Here is a 13,871-nt window from a genome sequence, read left to right as displayed (position 1 = left end):
GCAGGCGCTGGTCAGCTTCGGCTCTTGTAGCGCCGCATCAGGTGCCAGCTGCACGCGCCCACGAGCAGGGCTCCGATCACTACGAGGGTGACCATCATGGGTGTTTCCTCCCGGTTCTTTCGGCCCGTTCGGCCGGTACACGGATAAGAGACGGGGAGGCCCGGAAAGGATTCACCTCCGGCCGAAGTTTTCTCTGACCCGTGCCGGGCACCCCCTAGCGCTCGGCGCCCGCCGCGCCACCTGTGGCCGGGGTTCGGGGGAGGATCACCGCGGCGGCGAGTCCGATGAGCCCGACGGCGGCAAGGGTGATCATGGCGGCGGCGTAGGCGCCGGTGCTGAGCCCGGCGACGAGGATCGTGCCGGCGACGGCGGTTCCCAAGGAGGAGCCGAGGTTCGACACGCTTCGGGACAGGCCGGAGATCTCGCCCTGCTGCGCCTCCGGGAAGCTCGACTGGACGATGTTGACCGACGGGGTCAGCATCACGCCCAGGCCCAGTCCGATCAGGAGGAGTCCGGGGGCGAAGGCCCACGCGCTCGGGAAGCTGTTGACCATGGCGATCAGCACGACGACGCCGGCGATCGTGACGACGAACCCCGCCGTGATGAGGGTGCGCTGGGGCCGCCGCTTCGTGAGGCGTTCGGCGGCCAGGGAGGAGGCGAGCAGGCCGAGGGTGGCCGCGGTGAAGACGACGCCGGTCTCGATGGCGTCGTACCCGCGCACGACCTGCAGGTACGCCGCCACCGTGAAGGACACTCCCATGAGCAGCAGCCACTGGACGTTCTGGGTGACGAGGCCGAGGTTGGAGGTGCGGTTGCGGAACAGGCTGGTGGACAGCAGCGGTTCCTTGCCGGCCGCCTCGCGGGCGCGTACGTGGCGGAAGAACCACACCAGTGTGAGCGCGCCGAGGACGAGCAGGCCGATCATCAGCCAGACGTTGTCGTCTGCGGCCAGGATGCCCATGACGACGAGGATGAGGCCGACCGCCGAGAGGACGGCTCCCACCGTGTCGAAGGGGCGTGTCGGATCCGGTGGCAACGGGTCCTCGATGTGGCGGCTCAGAATGATGATCAACGCGACCACCAGGGCCTGGAACACGAAGGCGGCCCGCCAGCTGAGCCACGAGGTGATGAGCCCGCCGATCAACGGCCCTGCCGCGGCGCCGATGCCGCCCAGCGCCATGATGGCCCCGAAGGCGCGGGCCCGGGAGGTCACGTCCGGGAAGAGGAGCGTCGTGAGGATGTACACGGGCGGGATGAGCAGGGCTGTCCCGACACCCTCAAGGATCGAGTTGCCGAGGATCAGGACGCCCAGGCCCGGGGCGGCGGCACTCAGCAGGGCGCCTACCCCGTACACGGTGAGGCCGGCCAGGAAGCACCGCTTCCGGCCGTAGCGGTCGGTCAGCTTGCCGCCGGGGATCATGAGCGCGGCCATGACGAGCAGGAAGATGGTGATCGCGACCTGCACGCCCTGCACGGTGGTGTCGAGGTCCTCGCTCATGTCGTTGATCATCACGTTCATGTTCGAGCCGGCGAAGCTGCAGATGAACTGGGCGAGGGCGAGCGGGGCGAGGATCCGCCGCTGTGTCGTCGACGGCCGTCCCGAGATACCCGAGTCAGTCACCGGCTTCGCCTCCGCGCAGCGGAGGGTGAGGGCGTCCGGCGCCGGCTCCCGGCCGGGTCTCCGCCTTGTCGAGCTGTTCGTCGAGGGCAAGGGCCGCCGCGACGAGGGCGAGATGCGTGAACGCCTGGGGGAAGTTGCCGAGCTGTTCGCCCGAAGGCCCTATCTCCTCGGCGAACAGGCCGACGTGGTTGGCGTAGGTGAGCATCTTGTCGAAGGCGTACCGGGCCTGGTGGAGCCTGCCGGACCGCGCCAGAGCCTCGACGTAGAGGAAGCTGCAGAGGTTGAAGGTCCCCTCCGAACCGCGCAGGCCATCGGGGGAGGCGGCGGGGTCGTACCGGTAGACCAGGCTGTCACTGACCAGCTCCTGGTCCATGGCGTCGAGGGTGGTGAGCCAGTCCGGGTCCAGAGGGGAGATGAAGCCGACCCGGGGCATGAGCAGGAGGGAGGCGTCCAGGACGTCGGTGTCGTAGTGCTGTACGAATGCCTGCCGCTCCTCGTTCCACCCGCGGTCGACGATCTGCCGGAAGACCGTGTCCCGGACATCGGTCCAGCGGGCGACGTCGGCGGGACGGGAGTAGGTGCTCGCCAGCCGGATACCGCGGTCGAAGGCGACCCAGGTCATCAGCCGGCTGTAGGTGAAGTTCTGGCGGCCCCCGCGGGTCTCCCAGATGCCTTCGTCCGGGCGGTCCCAGTTGTCGGCGAGCCAGTCCAGCACGTCGCTGATGGCCTTCCAGCCGCGGATGGCACCCATGCCGCCGCCGACGGTGAGGGCGTCGGCGGCCTCGCCGTAGATGTCGAGCTGGAGCTGGTCGGCCGCCGCATTGCCCGCCCGCACGGGCGCGGAGCCCATGTAGCCCTCCAGGTGGTCGAGGATCTCCTCGGTCAGATGGGGCTCCCCGTCGATCCGGTACATGATCTGCAGGGGGTCGCCCGAGGGGGTCGCGCCGGCCTCGATGCGATCGCGCAGCCAGCGGCGGAAAGCGTGGGCCTCCTCCTCGAAACCCAGGTCGATCAGGGCCCGGACCGACAGGGAGGCGTCGCGGACCCAGGTGTACCGGTAGTCCCAGTTCCGCTCGCCGCCGATCTGCTCGGGCAGTCCCATGGTCGCCGCGGCGATCGGCGCCCCGGTGGGGGCGTAGGTGAGCAGTTTGAGGGTGATCGCCGAGCGGTTGACCATGTCCCGCCAGCGGCCGCGGTAGGTGGAAGAGCGCAGCCATGTGTGCCAGAAGGTGTGGCAGGCCTCCAGATCCTCGGCGACGCCGTCCAGGGTGGGCGCGGGCGGTACGGGGCCGCCGCTCGCCGCGCTCGTCAGCACGACGGCGGCCATCTCACCGGCTTCGAGGGTGAAACGGGCCGTGATGTCGTCACCGTCGGCCTGGAGGGTGACGGGGGCCGTGGCCTGAAGGTGAAGATCCGTGCCCGGACCGTGAAAGACCGCCGAGCGTTCGTCGGCCCGGGTGAGGGAGTGGGAGGCACGCGCGTAGTCGAAGCGCGGGCGGCAGGCGAACGTGAAGGACAGGCTGCCCCGGACCACCCGGGCGACCCTGACCAGGCGGTGCCGGTCCGTCGGGTCGGTGCCCTCGACCGGTTCCATGAAGTCGGCGACCTCGCCGACGCCACCGGGAGTCAGAAAGCGGTTGACCAGTACGGCGGTGTCGGAGAGGTACAGCTGGCGGACCGTCGCACCGCTCTCGTCCGGGAGCTCCGCGGCGAGCCGGCAGTGGCCTCCTCGCTCACTGTCCAGGAGCGAGCCGAAGACGCTGGGCGAGTCGAAGCGAGGAGTGCACCACCAGTCGATCGTTCCGGAAGAAGACACGAGCGCGGCCGTCTGAAGATCGCCGACCACACCGTGCTCGGCGATGGGCGCGTAACGGTCCACAAGCCCTCCTTCGTCCAGCCGCAGGGCGCCGAAGCGCGCCGACGGGAGCGGGAGGGACCGTTCCGGTCCGGTCACGCGCTCCCACGTTCACAGCGTGCGCCGAACGTCAGCACGCCGCACGTGGAGGAGGCGAGGGCGCCCGGTAGCGTGGGGCCGAGGGGAGGGCGAGACGAACCGTCGGCGAAACCCAAGGACAGACCCTCATGCCCTGCCGCGACCCCGATGATGCCGAGCGGAGCGAGGTACGAGGGCGCCGCACCGTGAGCGACACGCAGCGGAGGCGACGCCGAAGGCCGATCGGCACCTGGCCGGCCGTGGGACTCACGGTGGCCGTTCTCGTCGCTGCCAACCTGGCCGTGCACCGCTGGACCGGCCTGTTCGGCTCGTTCGGCCTGGTGACGGCCGTCGCGGTCAGCGCCCTGCTGCTCGGTGTGCTCCGCTGGGCCGGCGGTACCCGGGCGGACGCGGGCCTGGCGCCCGGCACACTGGCCCGCGGTGCCCGCTGGGCGCTGGCCCTGATCGGCCTGGTCGCCGTCGTCTACCTGGCCGGGGCCCTGCTGCCGGCCACCAGAACGCTGTTCGAGGACCGGCGCTACGAGGGGATGAACGGGAGCGAGCTGACGATGCGCGTTCTCGTGCTGGTCCCTGTCGGCACCGTCCTGGTGGAGGAGATCGCCTTCCGCGGCGTGCTCTACGGTCTGGTGTGCCGCGCCCGCGGGGCGGCCTGGGCGACCACCGTGTCGAGCGTGCTGTTCGGCCTGTGGCACGTGCTGCCGTCACTGCACCTGGCAACGGCGAAACCCGCTCTGACCACGGTCTTCGGCGACTCGGCGCTCGGCGGAGCCCTGGCGGTCCTGTCGGCCGTGCTGTTCACTGCGGCAGCGGGCGTCCTGTTCTGCGAACTGCGGCGCCGCAGCGGCAGTCTGCTGGCTCCCATGGGCCTGCACTGGGCGGTCAACGCCCTCGGCTACCTCGTCGGGTTCCTGCTGCGCTGACTGACCGCGCGACCTCGAGACCGCGAAGGCACTGCGTATGGAGGTCGGCTCAGGTTTCCGGCCGGATGATCTCCCTCAGCCGGTCCAGGTCCTGCGGCGTGAATCCGGTCGGCCGCATCACGGCGTTCCAGCCGTCGACGTAGGCGGCCTTGTACGTGTGGCCGTGGCCGTCCGGCACGCCCGTGGAGAACGGCAGGTCGGCGGTGACCTGCCAGAACGTCACGAAGGGCATCCAGACCATCTCCTCGAGCACGTCCGTGCCGGGCGCCTCTCCGATCCAGTCGGGTTCGGAGAGGGCCAGCCGGGGGCTCCACCACACGATCGGATCGGAGGGGTGCATGAGGTAGAGCACCCTCGTCCCCTCCCACGGCTGGTCCGCCGGAGGCAGTCCGGTGGCCGGGTCGTCGGTGAACCGGACGGTCCGCCCGTCCTTGTACACGGGCTTGATCTCGGGGCTGCCCGCGAGGCGCTGATCGCTGAACTCGCGGAACAGGGTGTGGAAGTTGGGCGGACCGGCGAACAGGGTGCCGGCGGTGCGGTTGCGCAGGTCGTACTCCCCGCTGAAGGCCGTCTCCCCGCCGAACGACCCCAGGCTCTCACCCGCCACGAACAGCCGAGGGCGCTGGTCCTGGGGCAGCTTGGACCAGACGTCGTAGACCGCGTCGAAGAGTTCACGGCCCGCCTCGCGCGCCTTCGACTGATCGACGAGGTACGACAGCCACGACGGCAGGTACGAGTACTGCATCGCCACGGTGGCCGAGTCGCCGTTGCCGAGGTACTCGAACGAGTCCACGGCGGCGGGATCGACCCAGCCGCTCCCCGTCGTGGTCGTCACGAGCAGGTTCTCGCGCCTGAAGCCGCCCGCCCGTTCGAGGTCCGCGACGGCTCGCTCCGCCCGGGATTCCGTGTCCTCGGCCGTCGTCAGCCCGGCGTAGGCCCGGACGGGCTCCTGGGCCGTGCGGTGGGTGAACGCGCCGATGTCCCGGGCCGACGGCCCGCTTCCGGTGAACGCCCGGCCCTGTCTGCCCAGCGAGTCCCACGGCACCAGGGAACCGGGCCCGCCCGAGCGCAGGGTCGACGTCGGCTGATGCACGCCTTCCGGCGTCTCGGTGTCCCGCAGCGAGAACGCCTCGTTGGCCGCGCTCACGAAGCCGCCCAGCAGCACCCCGCTGAACACGGACCACGCCACACCCACCACCACGAGCCAGCCGACCACCCGCGCCGCCCGCCGGCCGATCCAGCGCCCGAGCAGGCGGGCGGCCCCGTGGTACAGGCGCCGGAGCCCCCGACCGGCCATCAGCAGGAGGTAGAAGACGAGAACGGCGACGAACGGGCAGGCGACGGTGGCGAGGGCGTCGTAGTCGGTGACCCCCATGAGGCCGCGGATCCGGTGCTGCCAGTACTGTCCGAGCCCGAACGCGAGCCCGAACAGCACGATCGCGCAGACGAGCAGGACGAGCCAGGACCTGCGCGAGGCGCTCCGCGCGTCCCGGTCGGCGAAAGCGCGCCACACATAGGCCGCGACCACGCCGAGCCCGTACCCGATGGCCGCGCTGATGCCGCAGATCAGTCCTTGGAGTACGCCTCCGCGGGGAAGCAGCGACGGAGTGAAGGACAGGCACGCCAGGACGAGCGCGCCCCAGCAGCCGGGCAGCGTGACGTGGAAGGGCCGACGGCGCTTCCCGGAGCCGGAGGACGGCTCGACCTGCGCGTCCGTGCCGCCGGGCCGGTCCGTCCGGCCGTCGTCCTCACGGGCTGGCGGACCGTCCGATGGGGGCACTGGCGGGTCATGAGTCATCGCTGTCCTCCGGGGGCGACGGCCCGTCAGTCGGCCGGGATCTCCTCCGCGGGCAGCCGTCCCGCCCGCACCGCGTCGACCAGTGCCTGATGGTCGCTCTCGTTCTGGTCGGCGTACGCCTCCGCGAACGTCACGAGGGCCCGGTCGAAGGAGTCGCCGCCGCCCAGGTAGGAGGCGATCGCGATCCGGTCGCCGGAGCGTGCGTGCGCACGGGCCAGGGTGATGCCGCAGACGCCACCGAACGTCTCCAGCTGCCTGGGCGACATCGTCTCCGGCATCGCGATGCCCTTCCAGTCGCGCAGCTGGCGTACGTAGAAGTCGCGACGCTTGCCGTCGATCCCCTCGACCCGCTCCCAGCCGAGGAACATGTCGCTCGTGGCCTGCATCAACCGCTGGCCCGCGACCACCCGCTCGCCCTGGTTGCGGTACTGGCTCGCCCCGACGTGTTCGGCCAGCACAGAGGTGTCGGCCTCCTTGGCCTGCAGGAACAGCGGGTCCCCGCCGTTCCGCCCGAGGAGCAGGAAGATCCAGCACCGGGTGCCGACGCTGCCGACCCCGACCACTTTGCGGGCGACGTCCGCCAGCTGGTAGTCCGCCAGCAGGTGACGCCGGTCGGACGGCAGTGTGACCCCGTACCGCTCGATGAGTCCCCTGAACTGACGCTCCAGCGCGGTGCGCTCGGCGTCCGGCAGCAGGTCGGTCATCGGTACCAGCAACGGGGGATCCGCCGCGATCAACGGCCGGCCGTCGACCACCTGCGTGAGCTTGCCGAACACCTGCAGGGTGTCCCGCGAGCGGGCCTTCGTCAGGGCGCGGTCCAGCTTCTTCTGTCCGCCCTTGTGGAGCTGGCCCGTGGTCAGGGCCTTGAGACGCTCGGCGTCGATCTTCGCGTACCAGACCTCGAGGTTGCCCATGCCGGCGAAGCGGATCATCGCCTCGCGGTACGAGCGCACGGTACGGCTCACGATGCGGGCGCGCTCGGCGTCATCGAAGCCGTTCGCCCGGGCGGCGATGACGAAACTCGCGGAGAGGCGCTTGACGTCCCATTCCCAGGGGCCCGGCAAGGTCTCGTCGAAGTCGTTGATGTCGAACATCAGCTCCCGCTCCGGCGACGCCAGCAGCCGGAAGTTCAGCAGGTGCGCATCTCCGCACAGCTGGGTGGTGATCCCCGAGTCGGGGCTGCCCGCCAGGTCGGAGGCCATGATCGCAGCGGCGCCCCGGTAGAAGCGGAACGGGGACTCCGTCATCCGGGCGTAGCGGATCGGCACCAGTTCCTGAACTCGGGTCGCGGACTGCGCCTCCAGGATCGTCAGCGGGTCCCGTCTCTTCGGAGAGGGCTTGTACTCCGCGTGTCCCGACCGCGGTGAGCGGCGCCGGGCCTCCTTGCCGAGTGCCGCGCGTTCCTTGGGAGTGGCGTGAAGTGACGCGCGCATCGCGGTGGTCGCATGCTGGGGCATCCAAGGCCCTCCTGCCCGGCCCTGTGGCCGTCGAGTCGCTCGGGCACGGCTGAAGGAGCGGTGCCGTGTGCTCCATCGGTGTCGGCAGTGCCGACACCGATGGAGGGGAAACTGCTGTCAGGGCTGGGTTTCGGCCTCGGCCTCGGCGACCGCGATGGCGATGCCGAAGGCTGCGGTGAGGTTGCCCGCCGCCGTCATGACACGGGCCGTGCCCACGATGGGGGCGATGGCGACCAGGACGTCCTGCAGCTGCTCGGTGGTCACGCCTGCCCTGACGGCGGGGTCGATGTGGGCCAGGTAGGAGATCGGCGGAGCATCGGAGGCGGCGAGCGCCGCGATACGCGTGAGCATGAACATGTCCGGGGCCAGCCCGCACCGCTCGATCGAGTCGAGCGTCATGGCGGCGAGGGTGTCCAGGACCGGGGTTTCTGATGTGGTTGCCATGCCAGATGCCTTCCCGTGTGCCTCCGACGCCGAGCCGGGAACGATGGCGCAGCATCGGGTGTCCGCGAGGCGCCGGGCCTCACCCCCAACCCTAGATCCGTCCCGGGCGCCACGCATGGCAGCGCAGGGCGGAGAGCGGAGTCGCCATCCCGTGCACCAGGACGCTGGGGCAGGTCAGAGCGACGGCCGCCGGGCGCTGCGAGCCCTTCAGCGTGCTGCGTCGTCGTCGGCGAGCGCGTTCTCCCGCAGGTTCGGGTTGACCCGCAGTGTCCTGGTGAACCATGCGCCGTAGCGGTTTCCCAGGTAGGGGGCGGAGGCTCCGTGGAGGAGGATGCTCAGGCCGGCGGTCACGGCGACGACTTCGCTCAGCACGGTCCCTCCGGGCAGGTGCTCTTCGAAGGCGATCAGGCCGAACACCAGGGAGGCGAGGCCGCGCGGGCCGAACCAGCCGATGTAGGCCACGGAAGCGGGGCGCAGACCGGTGCCGACGAGTGCGAGGGCGACCGGCAGCATCCGCAGGACGGTCAGGCTGATCAGGGCGTAGACCACGGGTCGCCATGTCAGGTGTTGGAGGACCGGTCCCAGGATGACCGCGCCGAAGACGAGGAAGCTCAGCGAGGCGAGGAGGAGGCCGAGGCGTTCGGTGAACTTCGTCGTCTGCTCGGGATCCAAGCCCTGGGGAAGGGCGTCCGGGCCGGCGGGCTTCCGGCGCAGGTGGATGCCGAAGGCCAGGCCTGTGACCCAGGCGCCGATGAAGCCGCTGCCCTCGGTTGCGACACACACCGCGTACGCGATGACCGGAAGGGCGAGTGCCAGGAACTGCTGCCAGTCGGGGCCGCTCCATCCTCGGGAGAGCGACCAGCGCAACAGGCTCGCGCCGGTCCGGCCGGCCACGATTCCGATCGCACTGCTGAGCACCAGCGCGCGCAGGAACGTCTCGGCAATGCCTGGATGGCCGTGCCCCTCGCCCGCCGCTGCCAGGGCCAGCACGAAGAACGGCAGCGCCAGACCGTCGTTCACTCCGGATTCCACGGACAGGCCGCCGCGGACCAGGGCCGGCACCCGTTTGTTGGAGACGGCCTGCTGGCCGAGCGCGGCGTCCGTCGGCGCCAGGATGACGGCCACCAGGGCCAGCTCCCACACACTCAGGCCGGGCAGGAGGGGCCAGGCCGCCAGCCATCCCAGAGCCATCGTGGCGGGCAGGCCCACCGCGAGCAGCCGCAGCGGCAGGAACTCCTCCCGGCGAAGGTCCCGGGCCCTGATCCCGGCCGCGTCCGCGAACAGCAGGAGCACCAGCGCGCTCTCCAGCAAGGCCCGCGTGACCTCGAGGTCCCGCGCCGGGTCCAGCAGGTCCAGGCCCAACGGGCCGATCGCCAGCCCGCACAGCATGAACACCAGCGGCCCCGAGACCACCGTCTTCGACAAGCGCCGCGAGAGTGCCGCGTAGGCGACGACCGCACCCCCGGCGACCACGACGGCCCAGGCGTTCATGTGCGCTCCTCACCCCGGCGCGCCCGCCGTCACAGGGCGGCAGCGCCACGGCCGGCGTGCCAGGTGTCCGGGCGCGCTCGTCTCACCTCGAGCAGAGATACCGAGCCCGACCTTAGGGCGACGGCGACCGTGCCGGGGGAGCCGTGCCCCGACCGTGCTCCGGCTCGACCCGGTCGGCCCAAGGAGTCCTGACGGTCCGCAACCTCACCGCGGACGCAATCACCGTCCTCAGCCCGAGACGGCCTCGGCCCAGCCGCGGTTGACGGCCTCTCTGGCCTTCTGCGTCTGTGCCTCCGTCGGAAACGTCGGCGTGCCCTCCACGGTCGGCAGTTTCTCCGCGGCGGCTGTGTCGAGGGTGCCGTCCTCCTTCATGGCTTCCATGAGGACGGGGCGTGCATAGGCGCCGAGCCGGAGGTTCTGGCCCTCCGGGCTGAAGAGGTACTCCTGCCACAGACGTGCCGCCGCGGGGTGCGGGGCGTCCTTGTTCACCCCGTTCGCGTAGTACTGGGCGAAGCTGCCGTCGAAGGGGATGGCGGTCCGCCAGTCGACGTCCGAGCCCTTCTTGCGGAATTCGTCGGCGTATCCGAGGTTGAGGAAGTCCCAGTCGATGCTGATCGGGGTCTGCCCCTTCTCGATCGTGGCCGGGGTGGATTCGACCGGGATGAAGTTCCCGTTCTCGCTGAGCTCGGCGAAGAAGTCGATTCCGGGCTGGATGTCGTCGAAGGAACCCCCGTTCGCCAGGGCGGCCGCGTACACCCCGGCGAAGGCGGCGCCGGCCTTGGTGGGGTCGCCGTTGAGCGCGATCTGGCCCTTGTACTCGGGCTTGCGCAGATCGGCGAAGGTCGAGGGACAGGTCTTGACGCGCTTGGCGTCACAGCCGATCGAGACGTAGCCGCCGTAGTTGTTGTACCAGCGGGCCCCCTTGTCCTTCTGTTCCTCGGGGATCTGGTCGAACGCGGCGACCTCGTACGGAGCGAGCAGGTTCTGCCGTGCCGCGGACTGGGCGAACGAGCTCCCCACGTCGATCACATCAGGGGCGCGGCCGTCGCCCCTGTGCTCCTTCAGGACGTTGATCTCGTCCTGGCTGGAGGCCTCCGGGCTCTCCACCGTGACCTTGATCCCGTACTTCTTCTCGAAGCCGTCGATCAGTGCGCCGTAGTTGGCCCAGTCGCTCGGGAGCGCGATCGTGTTGAGCGAGCCCTCCTTCTTCGCCGCAGCGGTCAGTGCCGCCATGCCGCCGGCGTCCGGGGCGGAGGTGGCCACCGCGGGTGCTCTGGGCGCGGCGGGGGGCTTGTCTCCGCAGGCGCCGAGGGGCGCCACCGCGAGGGCCAGGCAGGCGGCGACGGAGGCTGTCCGGAGACGGGGTGCGGGCACAAAGGCTCCATAACGGGCGATCGTGTACTGATCGAGGACAGCGTACGTTCGGCGGCCGCGGCAGCGCAGTCCCAGACGGTGGTGTCCGCCGTCTTCCCTGCAGCTGCCGTACCGGCGGGTACTCAGAACCCCTCGTCGTCCCACCCGGCCAGGAGCGCCTCCCCGAGGTCCATCGCGGGCGGCGCGGCCCCGTTGTGAAGGGCCTGCTCGCTCCAGATGATCTTCCCGCGGGCGACGTAGCGGGTGCCCCAGCGCTCGGCGAACTGCGCGACGAGGAACAGGCCGCGGCCGCCCTCGTCGGTGTCTGCCGCCCGGCGCAGGTGCGGGGAGGTACTGGACCCGTCGGAGACCTCGCAGACCAGGCTGCGGTCGTACAGCAGCCTCACCCGGATGGGCTCGGTGCCGTAGCGGATGGCGTTGGTGATCAGCTCGCTGAGGATGAGTTCCGTGGTGAAGGCGATGTCCTCCAGGCCCCACTCCGCCAGCCGGCGGGCGCACGCGTTGCGCACCGGGGACACGGCCGCAGGGTCGGGGTGCACGTCCCACTCGGCGATCCGCCCGGGGTCCAGCCGGCGGGTGCGGGCCACCAGCAGCGCGACGTCGTCGCTGGGCCTGGTGGGCAGCATCGCGTCGATCACCGCGGTGCAGGTTTCCTCCGGGGTGCGGGTGGGCCCGGCCAGGGCGCCGCGCAATGCTGCCAGACCCGCGTCCGGATCGCGGTCGCGGCTCTCGATGAGCCCGTCGGTGAAGAGAGCCAGCCGGGAGCCTTCGGGCAGGGTGACCGTCACGCTCTCCATGGGCAGACCCGCGCCCAGGCCCAGCGGCGGGGAGACCGGCACCTCGGGGAAGGAAACGGTTCCGTCGGGGCGGACCAGAGCGGGACCGGGATGCCCGGCGGTGGCCGCCGTCACCTCCCCGGAGACGGGATCGTAGATGGCGCACAGGCAGGTGGCTCCGGTGATCCCCTGCCACTCCTGCTCGTCGGCGTCGATGTGCGTGACCAGCTCGTCCAGGTGGCTCAGCAGTTCGTCCGGCGGCAGGTCGAGGGTGGAGAAGTTGTACACGGCGGTGCGCAGGCGGCCCATGGTGGCGGCGGCGTGGAGACCGTGGCCGACGACGTCGCCGACCACCAGGGCCACTCGGGCGCCGGGCAGCGGGATGACATCGAACCAGTCACCGCCCACCCCGGCATGGGCGGGCAGATAGCGGTGCGCGACCTCGACGGCGGACTGCTCCGGCACCCCCCGGGGCAGCAGGCTCCGCTGCAGGGTGACGGCCATGTTGCGCTCGCGGGTGTAGCGGCGGGCATTGTCGACGGACAGTGCCGCCCGGGCGGTCAGCTCCCCCGCGAAGGACAGATCCTCCTCGTCGAACGGCGGGGAGTCCTGCCCCCGCCAGTAGCCGGCCATCCCCAGCACCACGCCCCGGGCCCGCAGTGGAACGACGATCAGGGAGTGGATGCCGCGGTCCAGGATCTGCAGGGCGTTGACCTGGTTCTGGGCCCGCCAGCGGTGGGTGGTGCGCAGGTCCGCCTCCAGGACCGCATGGCCGTCGGCCAGCCCGACGGCCATGGGACCGGTGGGAGCGAACCGGATCAGCTCGCCGACGGGGGAGAGCGGATGGTCGCCCTGCAAGCCGACGACGGCAGTGCGGCGCATCTCGGTGACGGCTTCGGGCGGCTCCTCGCCGCGCAGCACCGGGTCCAGCAGGTCGACCGTGACCACGTCCGCGAACCGCGGGACCGCCACCTCCGCCAGTTCCTCCGCGGTGCGCTCCACGTTCAGCGTCGTTCCGACCTGCACCCCCGCGTCGTAGAGCAGCTTCAGCCGCTCGCGGGCCACCTCGGCCCTGCCGGAGAGGGCCCGCAGCTCGGTGGTGTCCCGCAGCGTGACGACGGTCCCGGCCTTCCCGTAGGGGGCGGTGGGCCGGATGTTCACCGCCAGCAGCCGATCGGCTGCCATGTGCAGCTCGTCGGTCGCGGAACGGCCCGATGCGATCGGACCGGCGATCCCCTCCTCCAGACCCAGGTCCGTGACGGGGCGCCCTTCCGCGTCCACCGGCAGATCCAGCAACCGTCGCGCCTCGTCGTTGGCCAGCAGGAGCCGCCCGCCGCCGCCGACGATCAGTACGCCCTCCCGCACGGCGTGCAGCACCGCGTCGTGGTGCTCGTACATGCTCGTCATCTCGGCCGGTCCCAGGCCATGCGTCCGCCGCAGCAGCCGACGGCTCACCAGAGCGGTTCCGCCCGCCGACAGGGCGAGCACAGCGGCTGCGCTGCCGACGACGACCGGCAGCTGCCGGTTCACCATGCCCTGGACGTTCTGGACCGTGACCGGGGAGGAGACGACGGCGATGACGCGGTCGGCGGAGTCCTTGACCGGGACCACCGAGACCACGGACTGGCCCAGGGACCCTTCGAACGTCTCGGTGAAGGACTTGCCGGCCGCCGCCTTGGAGAACGGGCCGACGACGTGCTTCCCGATCTGTCGCGGGTCGCTGTGGGTGAGGGTGACTCCGTCGAGCGTGTACACGTTGATGCCGTCGACCCCGGCGATCTTCCGGGCCGCCTCTGCGCTCGGCTGCAGCACCGCGCTCGGATGGGGGCTGCGCAGGGCCGCGACGATTCCCGGAGACTCCGCGAACGTTCCGGCGGCGGCGAGCGTACGGTGCCGGGCGTCCAGCATGGCGGCGCTCCGGGCCTGCACCACGAGCGCCACCACCGCGGCGGCGACGAGAAGCACCACGACGGCCAGCTGCAGGAGGAACACCTCGCCGGCCACGCTGCGCACGCTCAGCAGCGAGGACAGGCGCT

Annotated in this window: 9 protein-coding genes; 1 reads left to right on the top strand and 8 read right to left on the bottom strand. The window is 71.0% G+C overall.

From position 1 onward, the window contains the following. Window positions 1-214 precede the first annotated feature (214 nt). Together OG447_RS25365 and OG447_RS25360 are read right to left on the bottom strand one after the other, a co-directional pair. Entirely contained in the window at window positions 215-1,621 is a 1,407-nt protein-coding gene (locus OG447_RS25365) for an MFS transporter (protein WP_266939555.1), read from the bottom strand. Further along, window positions 1,614-3,500, bottom strand: a complete 1,887-nt coding sequence (locus OG447_RS25360) for a glycoside hydrolase family 15 protein (RefSeq protein ID WP_266940143.1) — start codon at window positions 3,498-3,500, stop codon at window positions 1,614-1,616. The genes OG447_RS25365 and OG447_RS25360 overlap by 8 nt, the downstream gene beginning before the upstream one ends. Before the next feature lie 260 nt (window positions 3,501-3,760). On the opposite strand from OG447_RS25360, the gene OG447_RS25355 reads away from it, so the two are divergent. After that, the gene (locus tag OG447_RS25355) at window positions 3,761-4,495 is read left to right on the top strand and encodes a CPBP family intramembrane glutamic endopeptidase (protein WP_266939553.1); all 735 of its coding nucleotides are present in this window, start codon (window positions 3,761-3,763) and stop codon (window positions 4,493-4,495) included. Between the two features lie 49 nt (window positions 4,496-4,544). Here the strand turns inward: OG447_RS25355 and OG447_RS25350 are convergent, their stop codons facing one another. From OG447_RS25350 to OG447_RS25325, 6 genes are all read right to left on the bottom strand, one after another. Further along, on the bottom strand, window positions 4,545-6,275 hold the full coding sequence (locus OG447_RS25350; protein ID WP_266939551.1) for an alpha/beta-hydrolase family protein: 1,731 nt from the start codon (window positions 6,273-6,275) through the stop codon (window positions 4,545-4,547). Between the two features lie 44 nt (window positions 6,276-6,319). Next, window positions 6,320-7,750 (bottom strand): DUF2252 domain-containing protein, encoded by a 1,431-nt coding sequence (locus tag OG447_RS25345; RefSeq protein WP_266939549.1) that lies wholly within the window; start codon window positions 7,748-7,750, stop codon window positions 6,320-6,322. Window positions 7,751-7,867: 117 nt separating this feature from the next. Next, on the bottom strand, window positions 7,868-8,194 hold the full coding sequence (locus OG447_RS25340; RefSeq protein ID WP_266939547.1) for a carboxymuconolactone decarboxylase family protein: 327 nt from the start codon (window positions 8,192-8,194) through the stop codon (window positions 7,868-7,870). Window positions 8,195-8,401: 207 nt separating this feature from the next. Continuing rightward, a complete protein-coding gene (locus OG447_RS25335; RefSeq protein WP_266939546.1) occupies window positions 8,402-9,685 on the bottom strand; it encodes a sodium:proton antiporter in 1,284 nt (427 codons plus the stop codon). A 228-nt stretch (window positions 9,686-9,913) separates the two neighbouring features. Continuing rightward, window positions 9,914-11,005 carry an ABC transporter substrate-binding protein gene (locus tag OG447_RS25330; RefSeq protein WP_266940142.1) on the bottom strand — a complete coding sequence of 364 codons (1,092 nt, stop codon included), beginning with the start codon at window positions 11,003-11,005 and terminating at the stop codon, window positions 9,914-9,916. Between the two features lie 176 nt (window positions 11,006-11,181). Continuing rightward, window positions 11,182-13,848, bottom strand: a complete 2,667-nt coding sequence (locus OG447_RS25325) for a SpoIIE family protein phosphatase (RefSeq protein WP_266939545.1) — start codon at window positions 13,846-13,848, stop codon at window positions 11,182-11,184. Window positions 13,849-13,871: the final 23 nt, after the last annotated feature.

Source organism: Streptomyces sp. NBC_01408, assembly GCF_026340255.1.
In the GTDB taxonomy this organism is placed as follows: Bacteria; Actinomycetota; Actinomycetes; order Streptomycetales; family Streptomycetaceae; genus Streptomyces.
Note: the sequence above shows the minus strand (reverse complement) of the source record. Positions and strands in the feature narration are given on the sequence as shown.